21 protein-coding genes are annotated in these 25325 nt (G+C 64.3%); 8 read left to right on the top strand and 13 right to left on the bottom strand.

Features of this window, described 5'->3' with window-relative positions; all coding sequences use genetic code 11:
* Positions 1-14: 14 nt before the first annotated feature.
* The gene (locus ABLE85_RS05625) at positions 15-863 is read right to left on the bottom strand and encodes a helix-turn-helix transcriptional regulator (RefSeq protein ID WP_348791722.1); all 849 of its coding nucleotides are present in this window, start codon (positions 861-863) and stop codon (positions 15-17) included.
* Positions 864-1079: 216 nt separating this feature from the next.
* On the opposite strand from ABLE85_RS05625, the gene ABLE85_RS05620 reads away from it, so the two are divergent.
* The gene (locus ABLE85_RS05620; protein WP_348791721.1) at positions 1080-2093 is read left to right on the top strand and encodes a fatty acid desaturase; all 1014 of its coding nucleotides are present in this window, start codon (positions 1080-1082) and stop codon (positions 2091-2093) included.
* Between the two features lie 35 nt (positions 2094-2128).
* Positions 2129-2953: a PhnD/SsuA/transferrin family substrate-binding protein gene (locus tag ABLE85_RS05615; RefSeq protein ID WP_348791720.1), complete on the top strand. Its 825-nt coding sequence runs from the start codon at positions 2129-2131 to the stop codon at positions 2951-2953.
* Here ABLE85_RS05615 and ABLE85_RS05610 read toward each other — a convergent pair.
* The 3 genes from ABLE85_RS05610 to ABLE85_RS05600 form a co-directional block, all read right to left on the bottom strand.
* On the bottom strand, positions 2920-4299 hold the full coding sequence (locus ABLE85_RS05610) for a Xaa-Pro peptidase family protein (protein ID WP_348792112.1): 1380 nt from the start codon (positions 4297-4299) through the stop codon (positions 2920-2922). The two genes, ABLE85_RS05615 and ABLE85_RS05610, sit on opposite strands and share 34 nt — an antisense overlap.
* Positions 4300-4308: 9 nt before the next feature.
* Positions 4309-6879: an FAD-dependent oxidoreductase gene (locus ABLE85_RS05605; RefSeq protein WP_348791719.1), complete on the bottom strand. Its 2571-nt coding sequence runs from the start codon at positions 6877-6879 to the stop codon at positions 4309-4311.
* Between the two features lie 79 nt (positions 6880-6958).
* Positions 6959-8536, bottom strand: a complete 1578-nt coding sequence (locus ABLE85_RS05600) for a trimethylamine methyltransferase family protein (RefSeq protein ID WP_348791718.1) — start codon at positions 8534-8536, stop codon at positions 6959-6961.
* Between the two features lie 211 nt (positions 8537-8747).
* Between ABLE85_RS05600 and ABLE85_RS05595 the strand changes: the two genes are divergently transcribed.
* From ABLE85_RS05595 to ABLE85_RS05585, 3 genes are all read left to right on the top strand, one after another.
* Entirely contained in the window at positions 8748-9926 is a 1179-nt protein-coding gene (locus tag ABLE85_RS05595; protein ID WP_348791717.1) for an MFS transporter, read from the top strand.
* A 210-nt stretch (positions 9927-10136) separates the two neighbouring features.
* The gene (locus ABLE85_RS05590) at positions 10137-11519 is read left to right on the top strand and encodes an aspartate aminotransferase family protein (RefSeq protein WP_348791716.1); all 1383 of its coding nucleotides are present in this window, start codon (positions 10137-10139) and stop codon (positions 11517-11519) included.
* Between the two features lie 62 nt (positions 11520-11581).
* Positions 11582-11992 (top strand): carboxymuconolactone decarboxylase family protein, encoded by a 411-nt coding sequence (locus tag ABLE85_RS05585; RefSeq protein ID WP_348791715.1) that lies wholly within the window; start codon positions 11582-11584, stop codon positions 11990-11992.
* Positions 11993-12309: 317 nt separating this feature from the next.
* Here ABLE85_RS05585 and mmsB read toward each other — a convergent pair whose 3' ends face one another.
* Complete coding sequence (gene mmsB, locus ABLE85_RS05580; protein WP_348791714.1) at positions 12310-13194, bottom strand: 3-hydroxyisobutyrate dehydrogenase; 885 nt, start codon at positions 13192-13194, stop codon at positions 12310-12312.
* Positions 13195-13219: 25 nt separating this feature from the next.
* Positions 13220-14386: an isobutyryl-CoA dehydrogenase gene (locus ABLE85_RS05575; protein WP_348791713.1), complete on the bottom strand. Its 1167-nt coding sequence runs from the start codon at positions 14384-14386 to the stop codon at positions 13220-13222.
* A 210-nt stretch (positions 14387-14596) separates the two neighbouring features.
* On the opposite strand from ABLE85_RS05575, the gene ABLE85_RS05570 reads away from it, so the two are divergent.
* Positions 14597-15205 (top strand): dimethylsulfonioproprionate lyase family protein, encoded by a 609-nt coding sequence (locus tag ABLE85_RS05570; protein ID WP_348791712.1) that lies wholly within the window; start codon positions 14597-14599, stop codon positions 15203-15205.
* Positions 15205-16674 carry a cobyric acid synthase gene (locus ABLE85_RS05565; RefSeq protein ID WP_348791711.1) on the top strand — a complete coding sequence of 490 codons (1470 nt, stop codon included), beginning with the start codon at positions 15205-15207 and terminating at the stop codon, positions 16672-16674. The genes ABLE85_RS05570 and ABLE85_RS05565 overlap by 1 nt, the downstream gene beginning before the upstream one ends.
* On the opposite strand, the gene ABLE85_RS05560 is transcribed toward ABLE85_RS05565, so the two are convergent.
* The 7 genes from ABLE85_RS05560 to ABLE85_RS05530 all read right to left on the bottom strand — a co-directional run bounded on the left by ABLE85_RS05560 (position 16675) and on the right by ABLE85_RS05530 (position 24499).
* Positions 16675-17109 carry a VOC family protein gene (locus tag ABLE85_RS05560; RefSeq protein WP_348791710.1) on the bottom strand — a complete coding sequence of 145 codons (435 nt, stop codon included), beginning with the start codon at positions 17107-17109 and terminating at the stop codon, positions 16675-16677.
* A 102-nt stretch (positions 17110-17211) separates the two neighbouring features.
* Positions 17212-17997 (bottom strand): TSUP family transporter, encoded by a 786-nt coding sequence (locus ABLE85_RS05555; protein ID WP_348791709.1) that lies wholly within the window; start codon positions 17995-17997, stop codon positions 17212-17214.
* Between the two features lie 85 nt (positions 17998-18082).
* Positions 18083-19708 (bottom strand): dipeptide ABC transporter ATP-binding protein, encoded by a 1626-nt coding sequence (locus ABLE85_RS05550; RefSeq protein WP_348791708.1) that lies wholly within the window; start codon positions 19706-19708, stop codon positions 18083-18085.
* Entirely contained in the window at positions 19705-20577 is an 873-nt protein-coding gene (locus ABLE85_RS05545; protein WP_348791707.1) for an ABC transporter permease, read from the bottom strand. Before ABLE85_RS05545 ends, ABLE85_RS05550 begins: the two co-directional genes overlap by 4 nt.
* Complete coding sequence (locus ABLE85_RS05540; RefSeq protein ID WP_348791706.1) at positions 20574-21521, bottom strand: ABC transporter permease; 948 nt, start codon at positions 21519-21521, stop codon at positions 20574-20576. The genes ABLE85_RS05545 and ABLE85_RS05540 overlap by 4 nt, the downstream gene beginning before the upstream one ends.
* A 79-nt stretch (positions 21522-21600) precedes the next feature.
* Positions 21601-23085, bottom strand: coding sequence for an ABC transporter substrate-binding protein (locus tag ABLE85_RS05535; RefSeq protein WP_348791705.1), 1485 nt, complete (start codon positions 23083-23085; stop codon positions 21601-21603).
* A gap of 133 nt (positions 23086-23218) precedes the next feature.
* Positions 23219-24499, bottom strand: coding sequence for an acetylornithine deacetylase/succinyl-diaminopimelate desuccinylase family protein (locus ABLE85_RS05530; RefSeq protein WP_348791704.1), 1281 nt, complete (start codon positions 24497-24499; stop codon positions 23219-23221).
* Between the two features lie 324 nt (positions 24500-24823).
* Between ABLE85_RS05530 and ABLE85_RS05525 the strand changes: the two genes are divergently transcribed.
* Positions 24824-25249, top strand: a complete 426-nt coding sequence (locus tag ABLE85_RS05525) for a L,D-transpeptidase (protein WP_348791703.1) — start codon at positions 24824-24826, stop codon at positions 25247-25249.
* Positions 25250-25325 lie beyond the last annotated feature (76 nt).

The following is a 25325-nucleotide window of genomic DNA, read 5'->3' as shown; positions in this document are numbered from 1 at the left end:
GATGTTGCGCCCCGTCACCCGGAAAGGCCGGTTTCGGCCAGCTGGCGGGCGAAGCCGGCCGCCTCGTGAGCATTGATCTCTGCGCTGCGGATCAGATTGTCGAAATGCCGCGTCAGCGTTCGGATGGGCGCGGTGGCGTTCAGCACCAGATACATGTCGCCGACATAGATCGCGGCGCGATAGGGGCCGAAGATGGTGTAGGGCACCGAGTAGCGCAGGCGCCCGTCATAGAGGAACAGCCGGAAGGTCGGATAGAGATCCTCCATGAGGTCGGCCATGTGGATGAGTTGCTCGCGCCGGTCGCTTTCGGTCAGGCCGCTCCAAACGCCCATGCCGCGCGCGAAGACCTCCAGCGTGTGGCGCGGCATGCACACTTCCATGTCGGTTTCCGGCCGCCGATTGTAGTCGATGCGATATTGCGTCTCGCCGGCCTGCGTCTGGCGGCTCCTGTTGGTGATGTCGGCCTCGTAGTCGACCAGCACGTCGGTACGTAGCAGGTCCGGAATGCCGGCCGGCACGTAGCGGATCTTGGTGCCGGCTGCTTCCGCGTGCCACTTGGCCAGCAGCGTGCGGTCGAAGCTGCCGGAGCCTTCCTCGATCTCGAGGCTCTCGCGAATTTCGCCGGTCAGGCCCTCGTCTTGGCTGAGGCCCAGCAGCCAGTCGAGAGAGACCTTGTGCTCGGCCGCGATCGTCATCAACGTCTCGGCGCGCGGCAGGCGCGTTGTTTCCTCGGACAGGAGCTGGGAGAGGGCGGAGCGGTCGATGCCGACGGAGGCGGCGAAGGCCGACTGATTCTGGCCGGAGCGCAGCAGAAGCGTCTTCAGCCTCTCGCGAAACAGTCCGGATAGGTCACGTTTGTCCACGGCGGGGCTCCAGGCAACCGAGTTCTGCTGGCTTCACGTTTATGAACGCGCACAACATCGCCTTCGTTCCATGGTTTTGTTTACAATGCACAACAATTGCGCATTTAGAAGCGCAAAATAAACATTCTGTTCCCATTGTCGCGTTGAATCTTGCCCTGCCTACTGACAGCATCCTGTCAGGACATGCCGCTTCAATGGCATGCGGGGAATTGGGGCATGGCACACGAACGAGACATACGCGGCAACAGCGCGCCGGCGATTGAATGGCCGACGGTCATTCTGATCCTGGCGACCTACGGGCTCTGGGCGGGTACGGGCTTTTTCCTTTGGCCGAGCTACCCGACCCTGACGCTGCTGATATTGGGCTTTTTGCTCGCAATGCAGTCCTCGCTGATTCACGAGGCCCTGCACGGCCATCCGACACGCAAGGCCTGGGTCAACGAGCTGCTGGTCGGCCTGCCGATCGGGCTGGTCTATCCCTATCGCCGCTTCAAGGCGCTGCATCTACGCCACCACGCGGACGAGAGCCTGACCGATCCCTTCGACGATCCGGAAAGCTTCTACCAGGCTGTCTGGAAGCACCACGAACTGCCGCGCTACATGAAGCTCCTGCTTGTCGCCAACAACACCATGGTGGGGCGTTTCCTGCTCAACCCGGTGCTGGGCACGGTCGGCTTCCTGCTTTCCGACGCGCGGCTGATCGCCCAGGGCGACCGCGCGGTGCGCAAGGCGTGGCTGTTGCATGCCATCGGCCTTGCCATCGTCGTACCGCTGGTGGTGTTCGTGTTCGAAATCCCGTTCTGGCTTTATGTGCTGGTGCCGGTCTGGCTCGGCCAGTCGTTAATCTCGGTTCGTACCTTCGCCGAGCACCAGTGGTCGGAGCGGCCGGACGGACGCACGGTTATCATCGAGCGCTCGCCGCTGGCCTTCCTGTTTCTCAACAACAACCTTCATTTTGTTCACCACAACAGCCCGACCGTAGCATGGTATAAGCTGCCGAAACTGTTCCGCGAGCGCCGCGAAGAGTGGATCGCGATGAACCGCGGCTATGTGTTCCCGAACTATTTTGCGCTGCTTCGCCAATATGCGTTCCGCGCCAAGGAGCCGGTGGTGCACCCCATGCTGCGCCGGGCGCCGGAAGTGGGCCGTGCCTTTGCGCCGCGTATCCGTGCCCGCTCGGTACACGGGCTGGGAACCGTGCCGGTGCCGGCCGAGCCGCCCAAGGAATAGGGTGTCTCCATCATTTCACATAGCAAAGCAGTTTCATGAGCCGATTTATCGCAGCACTGCCCATGTATGACTGGCCCGAGGCGCGGGCCGAGACGGATGCCGAGTGGGCGCGCCTGCGCGATGCCTTTCGTGCTACTGGTGTCGACGCGCCCGAGCATCTTGCCCGCCGTAATGCCGACATGCCGCCGGTGCCGGGCGGCATCCAGGATGCCGAAGGCAATTTGATCGCGCCCGACCCGGCTAGCCTGCCGCCCGACGAATTCGACCTGCCGACGCTCTGGCGTCACCCCGATCTCCTGTTCGCCCAGACCTGCTGGGGGCCGATGGAGCTTGGCTTGTCGCAGCATGTACAGGTTGTGGGCCAGCCCGACTATTCCGCCTTCGAGGGCGGCCAGGGCGAGCTTTATTCCAGCGTGCTGCTGATGCGGATGGACGAGCCGTCTGGTACTTCCGTCGAGGGTACGGCGCACATCTCCCTCGACGTGATCCGGAACAAGCGCCTCGCCTACAACAGCGACGACTCCATGTCGGGCATCATCGCGCTGACGCGCGATCTCGAAGCGATGGACGAACGCCTCGAGCTGTTTTCGGAACTGGTCGAGACCGGCGGCCACCGCCTGTCGATGATCGCGGTTGCAGAGGGGCGGGCGGATGTGTGCGCGGTCGATTGCCGGAGCTGGACGCTGGCCAGGCGCTTCGAGCCGGCCGCGGCCGGGCTGCGCGTCGTCGGTCGGACGGGGCTGCGCAAGGGGCTACCCTTCATCGTGCCGGCCGGCATGCCGAACGAGACATTTGCGAAGCTGAAATCCGCGCTGAATTCTTCGGCTCAGCCCGCCTTGAGCCTCGCGTCCAACGGATAGCTCGACAGCTTCTCGTTGCCAGAGCCGGTGATCAACACCTGCTCCTCGATCTTTACCCCCTCGTGCCCGCCGAGGCGTCCGATATAGCTTTCCACGCACAGCACCATGCCCGGCTCGAGCTCGCCGTCCGGCGTGTCTGCCGTCCAGTCGGACGCATGCGGCAAGGTCGGATATTCGTCCGCAAGCCCGACGCCGTGATAGAGCACGCCGTAGCGGGCGGGAAAACAGTCCGGCGGTGGCACTTTCGAGCGCTCGACGAGATCGCGGAACGAAACGCCCGGCTTCATCAATTCGGTGTTGTGGGCGATCTGGTCGGCGGCGATGCGGTAGAGGTCGCTCTGCTCGTTGCTCGGCTGGCAGTCGCCGCAGAGCCATGTGCGCGACAGGTCGGCGCAGAAGCCATAGGGCCCGATGAGATCGGTGTCGAAGGCGACGAGATCGCCCGTCTCGATGACGCGCGACGAGCATTCTTGGAACCAGGGATTGGTGCGCGGGCCGGAAGACAGCAGCCGCGTCTCGATCCACTCGCCGCCGCGCGCGATGTTGCCGCGGTGCAGCTCTGCCCATAGCTCGTTTTCGGAAATGCCGGGTTTCAGCGCGGCTTCCATCTCGCCCATGGCGGCTTCGCAGGCGACGATGGAGCGACGCATGCAAAGCAGCTCGTCGGGCGATTTGATGAGGCGGGCATTTTCCATCACCGCCTCGCCACCGCCGACCGTAACCCCGAGCCGCGCCAGCGCCTCAACGCCTTCGTGATCGAGATGATCGACGGAAATGCGGCTGTTGCCGCCGCCATGCTCGCGCACCAGATCGGCAATCCCCGCCGCCCAGCGCCGCACTTTCATGTCGGTCAGCTCGCCGCTGTAGAGATACATCCACGACACCGCTGGCCGGACTTCATCGACAACGCCCGAATGGTCGGAAAGATGCTCGCAGGAAAAATAGTCGAATAGCACCACCGGCCCTTCGGTCGCGACGAAGCAGTGGCGCGTCGGGTTGTGCGCGACCCAGAGCTGCATGTTGGTGGAGTCGGTCGCGTAACGGATGTTGACCGGATCGTACAGCAAAGCCCCGGCATAGTCGCGTCGCTTCAACTCGGCGCGAATGCGCTCCAGCCGGTAGCGCCGCATGGCCGCCAGGTCGGGCACCGGGATACCAGCCTCGCGCCATTCGCGCTCGGCCACTTCACCATAGCCCAGCACATGCTGGTTCAGCGCGGCGGCCTTGTCGCGTGCAGCGGCGCGCAGATCTTCAACGGAAACGGGCGGCGAAGAACCTCCGCCGCCCGGTTCGAATGGCATGATCTTGCGATGCCGGCCGAAATTCGCAGATGTCCGGCCGGTCATCGTCATGGTTTAACCCCGCATCTTTTCGCCGGCCGGGTCGAACAGCGGCAGCACGTTGATGCGGGCCGGGCGGCGCTTGCCCAAAATCTCGATCTCGAACATGCCTTCGCTCTCGTCCTCGGCAAGGGCTGCGGGCACATAACCCTGCGCCAAAGACTTCTGGACGTAGTGCGCATAGCCGCCCGAGGTGACCCAGCCCACCACGCGCCAGTCGCCGTCGACGATGCCGCGAATGGCCGATGCGCCGTCGGCAGCGGCCGAGCCGCGCACTTCCTTGCCGGTCTCGTCAAAGCGCGGCGCGCCGTAGCCATGCGGCTTTTCCACCGTGCCGTAGTCGGTCGAGATTTTTGCCCAGATCGGCTCGTCGCCCATGACGTCGGCGCCGTCGGCCTCCACCACCATGGAGACCCGGCGCAGTTTGGGACCTTCCTCCTGTTCCTTCGCGGCTGCCTCACGGCCGATGAAGTCGTTCTTCTCCATGCGGATGAAGCGGTCCATCGAGCCTTCGAACGGCCCGTAGATCGGCCGCAGTTCGCGGAACCAGGTCGGGAAATTCTTTTCCAGGCGCATGGACAGCAGTGCGCGCATGCCGAAATCGACAATGCCGAATTCCTCGCCGGCTTCCTTGATGCCCTTGTAGACGAGGCGCTGATAGGCCGGTTGCATCCAGATCTCGTAGCCGAGGTCGCCGGTGTAGCTGATGCGGTTGACCATGCAGGGCGCGCCGCCCACGGCCATCTCTCGATAGTCCATGAAGCGGAAGGCTTTTGTCGAAACGTCTGCATCGACCAGCTTGGCGAGCAGCGCCTGCGCGCGCGGGCCAGCGATCGACAGGCCCACCAGCGTCTGGTCGAAGCGGTGGAGCTTGACCGAACCGTCCTTGGGCAGGTGACTCTCGAACCAGCGCATATGGTATTTCTGCGCGGCGGAAGAGCCCCAGATCATGAAGCGGTCTTCGGCTGCCTTGGCGATAGTGAAGTCGCCGATCAGCTTGCCGAACTCGTTCAGCATCGGGGTCAGCACCAGGCGGCCGATCTTCGGCATCCGGTTGGTCATCAGCCGGTTGAGGAAATCTTCCGCGCCCGGTCCCGCCACTTCATACTTGGCGAAGTTGGCGATCTCGGTCACGCCGACGCGCTCGCGGGTGGCGCGCACCTCGTTGCCGATATGCTCAAAATCGTTGGAGCGGCGGAAGGAAACGATGTCCTTCGGCTCGGTGCCCTTGGGCGCGAACCACAGCGGGGTTTCCAGGCCCCAGCTGTCGCCCATGACGGCGTTTTGCGCGACCATGGTGTCGTAGAGCGGGGTCGTTTGCGCGGGGCGGGCGGCCGGCAGTTCCTCGTTGGGGAAGCGGATCGAGAAGCGGCGCGAATAGTTTTCGCGCACCTTGGCGTTGGTGTAGCGCAGCGTGGCCCACTCGCCGTAGCGGGTCACGTCCATGCCCCAGACGTCGAAGCCCGGGTCGCCATGCACCATCCAGTTGGACAGCGCGAGGCCGACGCCGCCGCCCTGCGAAAAGCCGGCCATGACGGCGCAGGCGGTCCAGTAGTTGGTCAGCCCCTGCACCGGGCCCACAAGCGGGTTGCCGTCGGGCGCGAAAGTAAAGGGGCCGTTGATGATCTGTTTTATCCCCGCATTGGCAATGCCGGGAAAATGCTTGAAGCCGATTTCCAGCGACGGCGCGATGCGGTCGATGTCGGGCTGCAGAAGCTCGTGGCCGAAGTCCCACGGCGTGTTGACCGGCGACCATGGCTTGCAGGCCTTCTCGTAGGTGCCGAGCAGGATGCCGTTGCGCTCCTGGCGGGTGTAGATCTCGCCCTTGAAGTCGAGCACGCCGACCAGCTCGCGGCCAGTCGACTTGTTGAACTCTTCCACTTCCGGCATCGGCTCGGTGAGCAGATACATGTGCTCCATGGCCAGAACCGGAAGTTCAAGACCCACCATGCGGCCCACTTCGCGCGCCCACAGGCCGCCGCAGTTCACCACATGCTCGGCCTTCACCGTGCCCTTCTCGGTGACGACGTTCCAGGTGCCGTCGACGTCCTGCGTCAGTTCCTTGACCGGATTGCGCAGAACGATCTCGGCGCCCAGCTTCTGAGCCGCCTTGGCGTAGGCGTGCGTGGTGCCGGAGGGGTCGAGATGGCCTTCGACCGGGTCCCACATGGCGCCGACGAAATTCTTCTCGTCCATCAGCGGGAACATCGCCTTGGCTTCCGACGGCGTGATCAGCTCGGTGTCCATGCCCAGATAGCGGCCCTTGGCGTGGGCAAGGCGCAGGAAGTCCATGCGCTCGGGGCTGTCGGCCATCATGATGCCGCCGGTCAGATGCAGCGAGCAGGACTGGCCGGAAATCTCCTCCAGTTCCTTGTAGAGCTGCACCGTATAGGCCTGGAGCTTGGCGACATTGGGATCGCCGTTCAGCGTGTGGAAGCCGCCGGCCGCGTGCCAGGACGAGCCGGAGGTCAGCTCCGACCGCTCGATCAGCATGACGTCCTTCCAGCCGGCGCGGGCGAGGTGATAGAGCACCGAGCAGCCGACGACACCGCCGCCGATGACTACAGCTTTTACGTGGGATTTCATGGTGTTGAGGCTCTCAATCTGATGGAGTGAGTCAAGATGTGGGAGACCCGCTGACTCTTAATCAGCGGGTTCAGAACGGTCAGAAGTCGGTCGGAGCGCCGCCTTCGGCCTTGCGCTTTTCCACGAAGGCGTCGAGTTCCTCGCGGATGGCTGGGTCGATCGCCGGCTCCTCGTAGTTCGCCAGGCGCTCTTTCCAAACCCGATTGGCCTTCTCCACCGCAGTAGGCGCGCCGGCCTCCGTCCAGGTCTCGAAGTTGCGCCAGTCGGAGATGACCGGTGCATAGAACGCGGTCTTGTAGCGCGCCTGCGTATGCGCGGTGCCGAAGAAATGGCCGCCGGGGCCAACATCGCGGATCGCCTCGATGGCCAGCGCGTCCTCCGACACGTCGAGCGGGGTCAGGAATTCGGCCACCATCTGCAGCAGGTCGATGTCGAGGATGGTCTTTTCGTAGGAACAGGTTAGGCCGCCTTCGAGCCAGCCGGCCGCGTGCTTGATGAAGTTGCCGCCGCCCTGGATGCACCCCCACAGCGAAAAGACGCTTTCATAGGCCGCTTGCGCGTCGACCGCGTTGGCGGCGCAGACATTGGAGGTGCGGTAGGGGATCTTGTAGCGCCGGGCGAGCTGGCCGCCGACGAGCTGGGCTTTCATATATTCCGGCGTGCCGAAGGCGGGCGCGCCCGACTTCATGTCGACATTGGAGGTGAAGCCGCCATAGCCGACCGGCGCGCCTTTCCTCACCATCTGGGTAAAGGCAATGCCGGCGAGCGCCTCGGCATTCTGCTGCACCAGCGCACCGGCCACGGTGACGGGCGCCATAGCGCCGGCCAGCGTAAACGGCGTGACGATGACGACCTGCCCGTGCGAGGACATCTGGATGATGCCCTCCATCATCGGAATGTCGAGCTTCAGCGGCGAGTTGGTGTTGATGATGGTGAGCAGGGATGGCTCTTCCACGAACTGCTCCATCGGAACGCCGCGGCCGATGCGGCAAATCTCGATGCCGTCCAGATTGCGCTCCTTGCCCAGCGAATAGGCGTGAAATGCCTTGTCGGTCAGAAGCACGAAGTCGCGCAGGCATTCCAGGTGGCGGATCGAGGGATGCAGGTCCACCGGCTCGACCGGATAGCCACCCGTGACGTGGAGGATATTGTGCATCTGGCCGAGCTTCACCAGATTGCGGAAATCCGGGTGGCTGCCGGCCCTGCGGCCCCGGTCGAGATCGGAGCAATTGGGCGCAGACGCCATCTGCGAGAAGACGAGATTGTTGCCGCCCAGGCGCACATTGTGCGCGGGGTTTCGCGCATGCAGCGTGAATTCCGGCGGCGCGTGCGAAATCAGCTCCATGATCATGTCGGCGTCGAAGCGTACGCGCTCTGAACCCTCGCGCACATCGGCGCCATGACGCTTCATGATCGCCCGGGCCTCGTCGTGCAGCACGTCGACGCCGATTTCCTTCAGCACGCGCAGCGAGGCGAGGTGGATTGCTTCGAGCTCGTCGTCGGAGACTATTCGCGTGGGCTCGAACGGTATGCGCAGTTGCCGGAACGGCGGCTGGTCGAAGCCCGTCGAGCCGCCTGCACGTTTTCCCGCACGGCCGCCACGGCGGCTGCGGTCGGTCGCGAGAACCGGTTCTGCGGGGTTCAGGGCAGCGGTCATGGTGAGCCTCATGGCATGGCGAAGATGGACGGTATAATGGACCGGGCGGGTATCCTTTATTGCGGATGCGACGACCATTAGCGCAAGCAAAGCGACATGCCGGAGGAGTCTGGACCGCGATCCCTCCCGTCAGCTAGATGTGACGCGCCGGAACTTGAGGGCGACGCACCGCGCGTCACCGGTGAGGCAATTCGCATGCGTGGGGGGATTCATGAACATCGTTCGCAACGAGGCCGAGCTGTCCGCGGACGTGCCGTGGGTGCCCATCCTCGGCGTCATCGCCACGGTTTCGGTCTTCGCCATCGCGCAGGGCCTCAGCTATCCGCTGTTCACCTTCCTGATGCAGAAGCAGGGCATGCCGCCGGCGCTGATCGGCCTGTCGGCGGCCATGACGCCGCTCGGCCTCATCGCTTCGGCGCCTTTCGTGCCGTGGCTGGTGCAGAAGGTCGGCGCGACGCGCATCGTCGTCAGTTGTGCGCTGGCGGCGGGCGTTCTGTTCCTGCTCGTCGGCTCTTTGCAGAACGCCTTTGCCTGGTTCGTGCTGCGTTTCCTCATCGGCATCGTCATCGACCCGCTCTATGTGCTGAGCGAGGTCTGGATGCTTTCGCTTGCGCCGCCATCGCGGCGCGGCCGGCTGATGGGCATCTATACGGCCATCATCGGTGCCGGCTTTGCGGCAGGGCCCTTCAGCCTCATGGTGGTGGGTACTGACGGCTGGCCTCCCTTCGCCATCGGCATCACCGCCTTCCTCACCTGCGCCGTGTGCCTGGCGTTCGTCGCGCCGCGCCTGCCGTCCATGTTCGATGACAATGGTCACACGCCCCTGTCGGGCTTTGTCCGGCACGCGCCTGCGCTGCTTCTGGCCGTCGTCGTTTCCTCCGCCTTCGAACAGAGCGCCTTTGCGCTGCTGCCGGTCTATGGCGCCAGCTACGAGATTCCGGAGCGCATCTTGGCGGCGCTGCTCGCCACCATGGTCGCGGGCAATGTTGCGCTGCAGATACCGCTGGGCCTGCTCGCCGAACGCTTCACCGCCCGCGCCGTCATGATTGCCTGCGCGGTGGCGAGCCTCGCAGGCGCTGCCCTGCTGCCGGTGCTGATCGAGACGCCTGCGATCTGGCCGATGCTGTTCGTGCTCGGCGCCGTTTCCTACGGCATCTACACCATGGCGCTGATTGAGCTCGGGAACCGTTTCAGCGGCTCGATGCTGGTGGCAGGCAACGCCGCCTTCGGCCTGATGTGGGGGTTGGGCGGCATTGCTGGTCCGCCCGGCGCGGGCAGCGTGATGCAGTTCGTCGGCATCCAGGGGCTGCCCGTCCTGCTGGGCGTTCTTTGCGTCGTTCTGATCGGATTTGCCGGCCTGCGCGCCTGGCAGCGCCGAAACGAGGCTTGAACATCGGGCCTCGCCTCGTCTAGATTTGAGACATGGTTCAACGACGCATGTCCTGCGCGCTTCTGGTTGTTGCCGTGACGCCTTCGCCGCGTACACGGCACACCGAGCTTTTGCGCCTGTGTGCCCGCATTGGCTATTCGCCGCCGCCCTCCTTCAGCTGAAACATCCGACCGGCCTTGCCGGAGTGATTCAACTGGAATGGATAACCCCATGACTTACCAGAACTTTTCCCTTTCTCAGCTGCAGGCGATCGACGCCGCGCACTATCTCCACCCCTTCACCGACCACAAGGACCTGCGCGCGGCCGGTACACGCATGATCGTGCGCGCCGACGGGCCGTTCATCTACGATTCCGAAGGCCATGCGCTGCTCGACGGCATGGCCGGCCTGTGGTGCGTGAATGTCGGCTATGGCCGCAACGAGCTGGCTGAAGCGGCTTACGAGCAGATGAAGGAGCTGCCCTACTACAACTCCTTCTTCCGCTGCGCGACGCCCACCCCGGTGCTGCTGTCGAAGAAGCTGGCCGAGATCGCGCCCAAGCACATCAACCAGGTGTTTTACGGCTCGTCAGGTTCGGAATCGAACGACACCGCCCTGCGTCTCGTGCGCCACTACTGGTCGCTGGAAGGCAAGCCCGAGAAGAACATCATCATCTCGCGCAACATGGCCTACCACGGCTCCACGGTCGCCGGCACGTCGCTCGGCGGCATGAGCGGCATGCATGAGCAGCTCGGCGGCGCGGTGCCCAACATCGTCCACGTGATGATGCCCTATGCCTACGAGCTCGCGCTGCCGGGCGAGAGCGACCACGATTTCGGCCTGCGCGCGGCCAAGGCCGTCGAGGACGCCATCCTAGAAGCCGGTGCCGAAAACGTTGCCGCCTTCATCGGCGAGCCGATCATGGGCGCGGGCGGCGTGAAGATCCCGCCGGCAAGCTACTGGCCGGAAATCCAGCGCATCTGCCGCAAGTACGACGTGCTGCTAATGCTCGACGAGGTCATCACCGGCTACGGCCGCACCGGCGAGTGGTTCGCCGCGCAGTCGATGGGCATCGAGCCCGACACCATCACCACCGCTAAGGCGCTCACCTCCGGCTACCAGCCGCTGTCGGCGCTGCTGGTCGGCGACCGCATCTCCAAGACGCTGATCGAGAAGGGCGGCGAGTTCTACCACGGCTACACCTATTCGGGTCATCCGGTGGCCTGCGCCGTGGCGCTGAAGAATCTCGAGATCATCGAGAACGAGGGCCTCATCGAGCGCGTGAAGAACGACACCGGCCCGTATTTCGCGAAAATGCTGCAGGAGCGCATTTCCGGTCACCCGCTGGTGGGCGAAGTGCGCAGCTTCGGCCTGATGGGCGCCATCGAGATCGTGAAGGACAAGGCGACCCGCGAGCGCTTCCAGCCGGAAGGCAGCGCGGCCGTCGTCGTGCGCGACCACGCCATCGCCCAGGGCATGATGATGCGCGCCACCGGTGATTCCATGATCCTGTCGCCGCCGCTGATCTGGACCCGCGAGACCATCGACATGGCGGGCGACCGCATCGCCAAGGCACTCGATCTCGCCTTGGCCGACCTGAGCAAGGCCAAGTAAGGTTTTGTCCAACGACGGGCGCGGAACTCCTCCGCGCCCGTTTCACATTCGGGAGGCGTTTCATGAGCAGCAAGCCGATCGTTCCCCTGATCGAATATGAGGCGGCGAGCGAGGAAGTCCGCGCCGTCTATGACGACATCATGCGCACCCGCAACGTCGACTGGATCAACAACTTCTGGAAGGTTCTGGCGCACGACCCGGCGCTGCTTAAGCGCACCTGGGAAACGCTGCGCGACGTGATGGCGCCCGGCGCGCTCGATCCTCTGGTCAAGGAGATGATCTACATCGCCGTCTCGGCGACCAACGGTTGCGAATACTGCACCTATTCGCACACCGCCTCGGCGCGGGCCAAGGGCATGAGCCAAGCCGAGCTGATGGAACTGCTGGCGGTCGTCGGCATGGCCAACGAAACCAACCGGCTCGCCAACGCCTTGCGTCCGCCTGTGGACGAAAAATTCCAGCCGCGTGACTGAGCATCCGACTCTCCGCCGGGGAACAGGGGCTGGCTCAGGACGTCTTTGACAAAATTGAAAAGGCAAAAACCGCGTCTTCCGTCGGCCGGAAGAGCACGGCTTTGCCATAGATACGCATGGCCCTTCGCGACCTTGATACGCTGCGAAGGTAACGGCTCCGGTACGCGAGACCTGATCCGGAGCGTTTGGGCGGGTTGCGATGTCCGCCTGCACACCGTTCTAGCGGCACATCGTTACCGCGTGGTTAGCGAGTGCTTAATCAAACCTAAATTTGTAATTTTTTCCGGCTGTTTCGCAAAAAACATCAAGCGGCCTTCTTATTGGCCGGCGCCGCGCAGGAAGTTGATGATGCCCGAGAAATCGACGCCGCCCTGGCCCTGCGCATTGAACAGCGCATAGAGCTGCGCAGCCTCCGCGCCGAGCGGCGTGACGGCGCCCGAGCCTTGCGCGGCTTCCTGCGCCAGCTTCAGGTCCTTCAGCATCAGCGCTGCCGCAAAGCCGGGCTTGTAGTCGCGATTGGCCGGCGAGGAGGGCACGGGCCCGGGCGCCGGGCAATAGCTGGTCAGCGACCAGCACTGGCCGGAGGACGTTGAAGCCACGTCGAACAGCGCCTGGTGCGACAGGCCGAGCTTTTCGGCCAGCACGAAGGCTTCGGCGACGCCGATCATCGAAATGCCGAGGATCATGTTGTTGCAGATCTTGGCTGCCTGGCCGGCGCCGTCGCCGCCGCAATGCACGATCCGCCCCGCCATCGGCTTCAGGATCGGCTCTGCCTTGGCGAAGGCTTCGTCCGAGCCGCCGGTCATGAAGGTGAGGGTGCCCGCCGCCGCCCCGCCCGTGCCGCCCGAAACCGGCGCGTCGATCGAGGGTAGGCCGTGCCTGGCCGCGATCGCATGCGCCTTGCGTGCCGATTCCACATCGATGGTTGAGCTATCGATGAACAGAGTGCCCGTTGCCGCCTTCGGCGCGATGTCCTCATACACCGCCAGCACATGCCTTCCGGCCGGCAGCATGGTGATCACCACCTCCGCATCCTTCACCGCCGCATCGGCATCTGTCACCACAGTCACGCCATGCTCGCGCGCGGTGGTCAGGTTCTCGGCAATCAGGTCGAAACCCTGCACCTTGTGCCCCGCCTTGACGAGATTGGCGGCCATGGGGTTGCCCATATTGCCGAGGCCGATGAAGGCGATGGTGGTCATGCGTTCCTCCCGCTTTATGTGCCCGTTACCGCCCGATCAGGGCGCGTGCGATGATGACGCGCATGATCTCGTTGGTGCCTTCCAGGATCTGGTGGACACGCAGGTCGCGCACCAGCTTTTCCACGCCGTAGTCGTGCAGATAGCCATAGCCGCCATGCAACTGCAGCGCCTCGTTGGCCACGTTGAAGCCGGTGTCGGTGACGAAGCGTTTTGCCATGGCCGACCATTTTCCGGCGTCGGGCGCCTTGCGGTCGAGCTTGGAAGCGGCGGTGTAGAGGAAGATGCGCGCCGCCTGCAGCTCCGTCTCCATGTCGGCGAGCCGGAATTGCAGCGCCTGGAACTGGTTGATCGCGTGGCCGAAGGCCTTGCGGTCGGCGGTGTAGGCAAGCGCCTTTTCTAGCGCAGCCTGTGCCCCGCCCAGCGAGCAGGCGGCGATGTTGAGGCGTCCGCCGTCCAGCCCCGCCATGGCGATGCGGAAGCCCGCGCCCTCGTCGGAAAGCAGGTTCTCGGCCGGCACCTTGCAGTCGTCGAAGATCACCTGCCTTGTGGACTGCATGTGCCAGCCCATCTTGTGCTCCTGCGTGCCGAAGGAGAGGCCGGGCGCATCCTTGGGCACCACCAGTGTGGAAATGCCCTTAGGGCCTTCCTGGCCGGTGCGCACCATGGTCACGTAGATGTCGCTGTCGCCCGCGCCGGAGATGAATTGTTTGGCCCCGTTCAGCACATAGTCGCCGCCGCTTTTCACCGCGCGCGTCTTCAGCGCCGCCGCGTCCGAGCCGGAGCCCGGTTCGGTCAGACAGTAGCTTGCCAGCCACTCCATCGAGGTCAGCTTCGGGAGGAAACGCTGGCGCTGTTCCTCGTTGCCGAAAGTGTCGATCATCCACGCGCCCATATTGTGGATGGAGATGAAGGACGAAAAAGCCGGGCAGGCCTTGGACAGCGCCTCGAACACCAGCACGGCATCGAGCCGTTTCAGCGCCGAGCCGCCGACATCGTCCCGCACATAGATGCCGCCGAAGCCAAGCTGGCCGGTCTCGCGGATCACGTCGGCGGGGAAATGATGGTCGCGGTCCCATTCCAACGCGTGGGGTGCTACGCGGTCCTGCGCAAAGGCGTTCGCCATTTCCTGGATGGCGCGCTGTTCCTCGTTGAGTTCGAACTGGCCGGCGTCCGGTTCCGCAGCGGCGTCCATGGCGTGCTCCTGAAATTCCCTCCGACACCGGAAGACCGAATGGCCTGCGAGCGTCGAAAATGTTCGTTTTGCCGCGCGACCCGATCCGAAAAGTCTGCGACTTTCGCGGCCCGGGTCTAGGCATGCGGACCAATCTAGACCAATGATGCCCCCGCGCAACCCGACCTTGTGCGGAGCGGCTGTGCAGCAAATGTTCGACAGAGGGCGCGGGTGACGACGATTTTCGAAGAGCTGCTGGGCAGGTTCCGCAATGCTCTGGCAGCGGTCGAGGACGAACGCCTGCAAGACTTCAGGGCACCACTCGATTGGTCGATGCCGCAGCGCCCATTGGAGCCGCACGAGCTCGCTTGCCTGAGCCATCTCGACCGTACCGTTGAGCTGGCTCCCGAATCGTTCCGGCCGCTCGTCGCCCTTGTCGCAAAGCATCGCCATGAACTGCGCTGGGGCCAGACCTACACGCCGGCCGACTTCGGCCAGAACTTCATCGACAATTACGGCTGGCTGGAAGTGTTCGGCACGCGCGGCCACTTCGCCAACGACCAGATGGCCGGTGGGCTTCTGGTGCTGGGGGTCAACATCGTCTATCCCGACCACCATCATGTGGCCGAGGAAATCTACATTCCGCTCACCGGCGGCGCCGAGTGGCGCAAGGGCGAGGGCGGTTTTGTGCCGCGCGCGGCGGGCGAGGTCATTCACCATCCCTCCAACGTCAATCATGCCATGAGGACCGGGGCCGAACCGTTGCTGGCGCTCTATCTGTGGCGCGGGGGGCCGCTCGCCGCGCGCTCCACCATCACCGGCAAGGCGGAGTCAGCATAATGGCCAAGGCGATCATGCTCCAGGGCACGGGCTCGGATGTCGGCAAGACGGTGCTGGTCGCCGGCCTGTGCCGGGCGGCGAAGAAGCGCGGGCTGAGCGTGCGGCCGTTCAAGCCCCAAAATATGTCCAACAACGCCGCCGTGGCCGATATTCCCGGCGAGACAGGCGGCGGCGAGATTGGTCGCGCGCAGTGGCTGCAGGCGATTGCCTGCGGCGTCGCACCCTCCATCCACATGAACCCGGTGCTACTCAAGCCGCAGAGCGATGTCGGCTCGCAGGTCGTCGTGCAGGGCAAGGTGTTCGGCCAGGCCAAGGCGCGCGACTACCAGGCCATGAAGCCGCATCTGATGGGTGCGGTGCTCGATTCCTGGCAGAAGCTCGGCGAGGATGCCGACCTTATCATCGTCGAAGGCGCCGGCTCGCCCGCCGAGATCAACCTGCGCCCGCGCGACATCGCCAATATGGGCTTTGCCACGCGCGCCGACGTGCCGGTCATCCTCGTCGGCGACATCGACCGTGGCGGCGTCATCGCCTCGGTTGCCGGCACGCATCTGATCCTGCCCGACGAAGACCGGCGCATGGTCGTCGGCTATCTCATCAACAAGTTCCGCGGCGACATCACCCTGTTCGACGACGGCATAGCGGCCATCGACCGCTTCACCGGCTGGCCCTGTTTCGGCGTGGTGCCATGGCTGAAAGCGGCAGCCCTGCTGCCCTCGGAGGATTCCGTGGTCCTCGAACGCATGACGGCCGGCGAGGAGAAGGCGCTGAAGGTCGCCGTGCCGATGCTTGGCCGCATCTCCAATTTCGACGATCTCGACCCGCTGCGCGCCGAACCGCAGGTGGAAGTAATTTTTGTCCCGCCGGGTCAGAAGCTACCGGCCGATGCGGGCCTCGTGGTCATTCCCGGCTCGAAATCGACCATCGCCGATCTTTTGGCCTTCCGCGAGAACGGCTGGGACCGTGACCTGGCGGCACATCGCCGCCGGGGCGGCCATGTCGTCGGCATCTGCGGCGGCTACCAGATGCTCGGCCGCGTGGTGCGCGACCCGCACGGCATCGAAGGCTCAGTGAAGGAGGCCGAAGGGCTCGGCCTGCTCGACGTCGAAACGGTGATGGAGCCGGAAAAGACGGTACGCAACGTGACCGCGCGCTCGGTGCATTTCGATACGCCGCTCGAAGGCTATGAGATCCATCTCGGCGTCACCAGCGGGCCGGACTGTCTGCGCCCCGCCGCCATCATCAACAATGCTGACGACGGCGCCACCTCGGCTGACGGAAAAGTGTTCGGAACCTACATGCATGGGCTGTTCGGCGCCGACGCTTTCCGTGCCAGATTCCTTGAAAGCCTCGGGATCAAGGGCGCGGGGATAGATTATCGCGGCGAGGTCGAACGGGCGCTGGACGAAATCGCGGCGCATCTGGAAACGCATCTCGACGTCGATGCGATCCTTGCCGCCGCAAGGTGATCAGTCCGCCGGCTCGTAGGCCTTCGGCCAATAGGTGCCGAAGGACCAGATGTTGCCCTCCGGGTCGGCGCAAATGAATTCTTTGCTGCCATAGCTGCGCTCGACCACGCCTTCCAGGATCTTTGCCTGCGCGGCCTCGGCGCGGGCGTGCATCGCCTCGACGTCGTCCACGGCGATATAGGTCGCCTTGCCGCCATTCGGCCCCGGCGCGCCGACCAGATTGCCGAATCCGTCATCGCGCGCCGTGCCGACCATGATCATGGACGACCCCAGCGCCAGTTCGGCATGTTGCACCACGCCCTTGTCGTCATCGTAACGGGCGTGGACGATGAAGCCGAAGGCGTCGACCAGCCAGTCGATCATGGTGGCGGCGTCTCGGTAACGAAAGGTCGGATAGATGCGTGGCGGCTCGACAGGTGTCGTGGCGGCAGTCATGGCGTCCTCCGGTTGCCTATCACGGATAAGTCATGGTGCCGGAGCGTCGTTCCCCGGTCATGCGAAACGTAGCAGGCTGTCAAGCTCCTTGCCAGAGTAGGGTCAGACCCCCACCATCACCCGCAGCGGATGCGCCGGGTCCATCAGCAGCTTCACGGCGAGCGCGATGCAGGTGACGACCAGCAGCGGCTTGATCAGCTTTGCGCCGTTCCGGATGGCCATATGTGCGCCCACGCGCGCGCCCAGAAACTGCGCCACGCCCATCACGATGCCCACCTTCCACGAAATCACGCCGACGAAGGCGAAGGCGACGAAGGCGCCGATATTGGAGGCGAAGTTGAGCAGTTTGGTGTGGGCCGTGGCTTTCAGCACGCCGTAGCCGGCCAGTGCTACGAAGGCGAGCATGAAGAAGGATCCTGCCCCCGGGCCGAACACGCCGTCATAGAAGCCGATGGCCGGCACGATGACGAGGCCGAACAGGAACGGCGACAGCCGTTCGTGGCGGTCGACATCGTTCATGTTCGGCTTCAGCGCGAAATAGAGCGCTATGGCGACCAGAATGAAAGGCAGAGCGAGGCTGAGCAGCTTGCCCGGCAGGACTGTGGCCAGCAGCGCGCCCGCCACACTGCCCAGGCACGACATGAAGGCGGAAGGCAGTTGTCGGCGCAGGTCGACATGGCCCTTGGCGGCATAGGTGATGGTGGCCGAGCCGGAGCCGAACAGGCCCTGCAGCTTGTTGGTGCCCAACGCCTCGACCGGCGAAAAGCCGGCGAGCAACAGTGCTGGCACGGTGATCAGCCCGCCACCACCTGCAATCGAATCCACGAAGCCGGCAACGAAGGCGGCGGTGGCAAGGAAGGCGATGGTGTTGGTGGCGAGATCGATCATGGGACCTGTCGGTCGGGGCGGGACGATCCGGCGGTTCGACCACAGGCGGGGGCAATGCGCAAGGCGGAATTCGCGACGGCGGCCCCTATCCCTGCGCCTGCAGCCGTTTGGCAATTGCCCGGCGCAGGTCGGGTGAGGCCGAGACGAGCGCCTTGGCCGCTTCCGATTGCGGGTTGTCGAGCACGTCCGAAGTCCTGCCGCGCTCGACGATTTTGCCGTCATGCATCACCATCACGTCGTCGGTGATGGCACGGGCAACCGACAGATCGTGGGTGATGAATAGATAGGCCACGCCCAGCCGCTGGTTGAGGTCGGCGAACAGGTCGAGGATCTGTGCGCGGATCGAAACGTCCAGCGCCGAAACCGGTTCGTCGGCCACCACCAGTTTTGGGCGGGTGATGATGGCCCGGGCGATCGACAGGCGCTGGCGCTGGCCGCCCGAAAATTCGTGCGGATACTTGTCCATGTCGGCCGGCTTCAGCCCGACCTCGTGCAGGGCGCGCGCGACCAGTTCGCGGCGCTCAGGCCCTTGCGGCTGCTTCTCCAGCGTATGCAGCGGTTCTGCCACCAGCCGCTCGACCTTGTGGCGCGGGTTGAACGAAGCGTAGGGGTCCTGGAAAACCACCTGCATGTTGCGCCGCGCCGGCTTCAGCGCGGCCTCGTAGCGCCCGGTCAGCGCCTCGCCCATGAAGCGGATGGCGCCGCCGGTCGGCTGGTCGAGCGCCAGGATCATGCGCGCCAGAGTCGACTTTCCGCAGCCCGAGCGGCCGACCAGCGCGGTCGACTGGCCTTCCTTCATCGAGAAGGACACATCGTCCACCGCGCGCATCGGCTCGGGCTTGCGAAACAGGGAGGTGCGGTGGCCGGGATAGTCGCGCGTCACAGCCTCGACCTGCAAAAGGTCGTGCGTCGGCTGTTCGGTCCCACGAATCCTTGCCCGCGCCGGCACGTGCATGGAGGCTTGGGCAAGCTGGCGGGTATAGGGATGGTCCTGCGCGGAAAGCGTCGGCGCGGTCTCGCCCGTCTCCATCACCTCGCCGTGGCGCATGACCGTGATGCGGCCCGACATCTCGGTCACGACGGCCAGGTCATGCGAGATCAGGAGCAGGCCCATGCGGTTTTCGTCCACCAGATCGCGCAGCAGGTCGAGGATCTGCGCCTGCAGCACCACGTCGAGCGCGGTGGTGGGCTCGTCGGCTATCAGCAGCTTGGGTTTCAGCGCGCAGGCAATGGCGATCACGACGCGCTGGCGTTGCCCGCCCGACAGCTCGTGCGGATAACGCGATAGCGGAAATTTCTTCGCCGGCAAGCCGACGCGGTCGAGGATTTTTCGGGCGCGGTCCTCGGCCTCGGCGCGTGAGGCTCGCGCGTGCCAGCGAATGCCCTCGGCCACCTGCTCGCCGATGGTCTTCACCGGATTGAGCGCGGTCATCGGCTCCTGGAACACCATGCCGATCTCATTGCCGCGCAGCTTGCACATGGCTGGTTCGGGCGCCGCGAGGATATCGATGCCGTCGAAATGCACGCGGCCCTTGGCCTTCGCCACGCTGGGCAGAAGCTGCATGACGGTCAGCGCCGTCATCGACTTGCCAGAGCCGGATTCGCCCACCAGCCCCATCGCCTCGCCGGCGTCGAGGGTCAGGTCGACGTCCTTCAGGATCGGGACGCGGCCGATGTTCAGCGACAGCTTTTCGATTTCCAGAAGGCTCATCGCTGTCGCCTCAGCTTGGGATCGATGACGTCGCTGATGCCGTCGCCGAGCAGATTGAGGCCGAGCACGGTGATGACGATGGCGAGCCCCGGAAACAGTGCCAGGGTGGGCGCGACCATCATGCGCGTCTGGGCGTCGAACAGCATGCGGCCCCAGCTTGGCATCGGCGGCTGCACGCCGAGCCCGACATAGGAGAGCCCGGCTTCCGCCAGAACGCCGAGCGCGAACTGGATCGTGCCCTGGACCAGAAGCTGGTTGGCGATGTTGGGCAATATATGCTCGGCCGTGATCCGCGCCTTGCCCTTGCCGGCGGCGCGTGCGGCGAGGATGAATTCGCGCGGCCAGATCGCCAGCGCGCCGGCGCGCGCCACGCGGGCGAAGACCGGAATGTTGAAGATGCCGATGGCGATGATGGCGTTGATCGCGCTCGGTCCGAAGATTGCGGTGATCAGAATTGCCATGACCAGGGCAGGGAAGGCGAAGACCACGTCGTTGAAGCGCATCAGCACCTCGTCGACGATGCCGCCGCGCGCGGCCGCCCAGCAGCCCAGCGGCACGCCAATACCCATGCCGATCACCACCGCCGCCAGCGCCACCGCGATGGATGCGCGTGCGCCGACCATGATCATCGACAGCACGTCGCGCCCGAACTGGTCGGTGCCGAGCCAGTGTGCGGAGGAGGGCGGCAGCATGCGGTCGGCCACCACCAGCTTGGTCACGTCGTAGGGCGTCCAGAAGACGGACAGCAGCGCCATGCCGGCAACGAACAGCGTGAGCAGTGCGCCAACGACGAAGGAGCGGTTGCGCAGCGCCAAAGCGAGGAAGGCGGGCTGCGGCTCGGGGACGGGCTCGTCGGCAATGATCGTCATCGTCTTGTCCTCAAGCGCGGGTCGACGACCGCATAGGAGATGTCGACCAGCAGGTTGACAAGCACCACCACCGCCACCAGCAGCATCACCACGCTTTCCACCACGATCAAGTCGCGCTGGGTGATGGCCTGGAAGATCAGCCGGCCGAGGCCGGGAAGGTAAAAAACGTTCTCGATGATGATGGTGCCGGCCAGAAGGAAGGCGAATTGCAGGCCGAGGATCGTCAGGACAGGGATCAGCGCATTGCGCAGCGCGTGATGCCACAGCACGACGTTGCGCGGCATGCCCTTGGCGCGCGCGGTGCGGATGTAGTCTTCGCCCAACACCTCCAGCATGGCTGAGCGCGTGACGCGCGAGAGGATCGCGGCTTGCGGCAAGGCGAGCGCGATGGCCGGCAGTATCAGCGATTTCAGTGCTGGCCAGACGCCCGCGCTCCAGCCGGGAAAGCCGCCTGCCGGAACCATCCGCAGCCACACCGCAAAGACGTAGATGAGAAGCAGCGCGAACCAGAAGTTCGGCACGGCGACACCGATCTGCGCGGCACCCATGGAGATGGTGTCGGCCATGCGCCCACGCCGCTCGGCGGAAAAGATGCCGACCGGAATGGCGATCAGCGTCGAGAGCGCCAGCGCCATGATGGCCAACGGCAGGGAGACGACCAACCGCTCCATGACGAGGTCGCGAACCGGCACATTGTAAGTGTAGGACTTGCCGAGATCGAAGGTCAGCAGGCGGCTGACCCACTCGACATAGCGGACGAGCAGCGGCTGATCGAGACCCATCTGGTCGCGCAGCGCCTGCACCGCGTCGGCCGTCGCGTTCATGCCCAGCATCAGCCGCGCGGGGTCGCCCGGCACGATCTCGATCATCGAGAACACCACCACCGAGGCGAGCGCGAGCGTCACCACGGCAATCAGCAGCCTCTTGGTCAGGTAGGCGGTCATGGGTTGCGAGCCTGCCTAAAAAGCAACTGCCCCGGAAGCGGTTTCGGTTCCGGGGCAGCGCTTCTCAACAGATGCGTTCTCAATCCGCCCACTTGACCTTGGTCAGGTCGTTGGCCGGGATCGGCGCGTTGTCCCACAGCCCCTCGAGCTTGGCATCCCACACGCCGATCTTGGGCAACTCGAACAGGAAGCCCACCGGCGCGTCCTTGGCGAGGATCTTCTGCGCCTCGCCATAGAGTTCCTTGCGCTTGGCCTCGTCGGAAGTGAGGTTCAGCTCCTCGATCACCTTGTCGAAGTCCGGGTTGCTGTAGTTGAAGTAGTAGTCCTTGCGCGCATAGATATCGATGTCGTTCGGCTCGGTGTGCGAGACGATCGTCATGTCATAGTCCTTGTCGGTGAAGACCTGCTTCAGCCAGTCGGCCCATTCCAGCGGGATGATCTCCGCGTCGATGCCGATTTCGCGCAGCTCGGAGGCGATGACCTGGCCACCATCGCGGGCATAGGGCGGGGGCGGCAGCTTCAGCGTGGTCTTGAAGCCGTTCTCGAGGCCGGCTTCCTTCAGCAGTTCCTTGGCCTTCTCCAGGTCATGCGGATAGGTGCCGGTCAGGTCGATATAGGCCGGGTTATGCGGCGCGAAATGCGAGCCGATCGGCGTGCCCAGGCCGCCCATCCCGTTGCCGGCTATGATCTCGTCGCGATTCAGCGCATGCGAAATCGCCTGCCGCACCTTGAGATCGTCGAAAGGCGGCTTCTTGTTGTTCATGGCAAGGATGGTCTCGCCCTCGGTCGAGCCGACCACCACCTTGAAACGCGGGTCGGATTGGATCTGGGGAAGGCTGTCGCCCACCGGCATGTTCGGGAAAGCCTGCACATCGCCGGAGAGGATCGCCGGTACGGCCGCCGAAGCGTCGGGGATGATGCGGAACTCGACCTTGTCGAGATAGACCGGCTCGCCCCAATAGTTGTCGGCTTTGACCAGCTTGATCGAGGAGCCGCGCGCCCAGCTGTCGAACTTGAACGGGCCGGTGCCGATCGGCTTTTCCTTGTTGGTGTCGGCCGTCTTGGGCGACACGATCACCGCATCGCCCCAGCCCATATTGTAGAGGAACGAGCCCTGCGGATGCTTCAGCGTCACCCTGACGGTCGTCGGGTCGACGACCTCGACGGTGTCGATCGCCTCGAACAGACCCTTCTGGGCGTTGGTCGAATCCGGCGCGCGGGCGCGGTCGAGCGAGAATTTTACGTCGTCGGCGCTGAAATCGGAGCCGTCGTGGAATTTCACGCCGCTGTGCAGCTTGAAGGTGTAGACCTTGCCGTCATCGGAAACGGTCCAGCTCTCAGCCAGGGCAGGCAGCACCTCGCCCTTGGGGCCGATGCGGGTCAGGCCTTCGAAGACGTTGGCATAGACCACCTCGCGGATGGCCGCGGCCGCGCCCGCCGTCGGGTCGAGATGCGGCGGCTCCAGCACCATGCCGAGCACGAGATCGCTTCTGGCGGCCATGGCCGCGGTGCTGGAGGCCAGCGCCAAGGCCGCCGCCACCAGGATCGTTTTCCAGGATTTCATCGTTGCCCACTCCCGTTGTCTTCAATCCGCATGGATAGAAGCGTGAATCTGCCGCAGAGTAAATCCACGTTTGTTGCAGTGCAGCGAACCGGGCGGAAATTTACCCGGGAAAAGATCTGTTAGCCTCGAAAAGTCAGCCCGCCGCTGGCCCGCGCAGGAGTAAATCGAGCCCGATCGCCATCACCTTGGCCGATTGCACCATGTCCTCGATGCCCACCCATTCGTCCGGCCGGTGGGCGAGGTCGAGAATGCCGGGGCCGTAGGCGATGCAGTCGTAGATGTGGCCGATGCGGGCGACGTGCTTCTGGTCGTAGGTGCCGGGCGAGATGACATATTCCGGCTCGCGGTCGAAGATTTCCTGGATGCCGCGCGCCACCGCCTTCACCACCGGCGCATCGCGCTCTGTCATGGTCGGCTGAACTTCCATGATGTCGCGGATTTCATAGTCGAATTTCGGCCGCTCGCGCTTCAGCCGGTCTAGGATAGAGGTGACCTCGCCCTTCACATCCTGCAGCTTCTCTTCCAGCAGGAATCGGCGGTCGATGGTCACGCGGCACCAGTCCGGTACGTTGGGCGAGGGCAGGCCGGGCCGAAAATCCTCGGTCTGGCCGCCATGGATGGAGTTGATGTTCAGGGTCGAGCGCCGCGCGCCTTCCGGCACCACGGGCATGCTCGTCCGCTTCTTGTCGAGGGCCGGGAACAGCTCTTCCTCGAAGGCGGCCAGCACGGCGCCCATGTGGCGCACCGCGCAATCGCCGAGGAACGGCATGGAGCCGTGCGCGATCTCGCCCTTGGTCTCGATCTCGGCCCACCACACGCCGCGATGGCCGAGGCAGATGCGGTCCTTGTTGAGCGGCTCGGGGATGATCACGTGATCGACACGCGGCTTCGAAAAATAGCCCTTGCCCGCCAGATAGGCGACGCCGCCGAAGCCGCCCGACTCCTCGTCCACCGTGCCCGAGATTTCGATGGCGCCCGGAAAATCCGGATAGACGTCCATGAAGGCTTCGGCCGCGATGATGGATGCGGCAAGTCCGCCCTTCATGTCGCAGGTGCCGCGGCCATAGACGCGGCCGTCCTTCACCACGCCGCCAAAGGGATCGACCGTCCAGCCGTCGCCGGCCTCGACCACGTCGATATGCGAGTTGAAATGCACGGTCGGGCCGAGGCTGCGCCCGTCGAAACGGGCCACCACATTGATGCGCGGATAGCGGTCGCTGTCACCAGGCGTGCCCTCGCCACGGACATATTCCACGCCGAAGCCGCGCTTCCTCAGACGCTCGCCGATATATTCCGCGCAAGGACGGTAAGCTTCGCCGGGCGGGTTGATGGTGGGAAAGCGGATGAGGTCCGCGGTCAGCTCGACAAGGTCGTCCACGCGGTCGTCGATTGTCTCGAGGAGCTTCTCGTTCATGCGAGTGACGTGAACCCCTTGCCTTGTGGCGATGAGTTCACTCTACACGTCGTCCGGTCGAAGTCGAGCGGAGCCATTTGGGCCAAGTCAGCCGAGAATGGCCATCCGGGATCATGTGGCGCACGACGTCCTCGGCAGCCTGGTAAAGGTTCGAACAGAATCGGTTCTGACGCAAATGGCCGCGAGCCGGTGTCAGGCACGCATATTTTGGGGGAGTCATGTATTGACGGTGCTTTTTTCTGCCTAATTTACCGGAATCTGAGGGTTTTGAAGTTTTATTGCCTGAAGTACCGATATCCATCAAAGTGAAAGACGGTTGGGTTCATGCGTAAAACGGTCTTCATGGCGGCGGCGCTGGCGCTTGCCGGTGCGACGCTGCAAGCGCGGGCGGATAGTCTTGTCGCCAACATCAACATTTCCACGCAGACGATGACGGTCAGCCAGGAAGGCCGAATCATCCACAAATGGCGGGTGTCGACCGCGCGCCGGGGCTACGTCACGCCGCGTGGAAGCTGGCACCCGGTGCGGATGAATCGCATGTGGTATTCGCGCAAATACGACATGACGCCGATGCCATACTCCGTGTTCTTCCGGGGCGGCTATGCCATCCACGGCACGAATGCGGTGCGGCATCTCGGGCGCCCGGTTTCGCACGGCTGCGTGCGGCTCGCCACGCCGAACGCGGCGCGTTTCTATGCGCTGGTGCAGGAGTTCGGACCCGCCAACACGCGAATCGTCGTCTCGAACTGAACCACGCGGCTTTTCGATCAATGCTGCCAAATCGGAAGGGATTTGCGGCTGCGCCACGATTCATTGGTCGAACTTT

Source organism: Mesorhizobium sp. KR1-2 (genome assembly GCF_040045035.1).
In the GTDB taxonomy this organism is placed as follows: Bacteria; Pseudomonadota; Alphaproteobacteria; order Rhizobiales; family Rhizobiaceae; genus Pseudaminobacter.
Note: the sequence above shows the minus strand (reverse complement) of the source record. Positions and strands in the feature narration are given on the sequence as shown.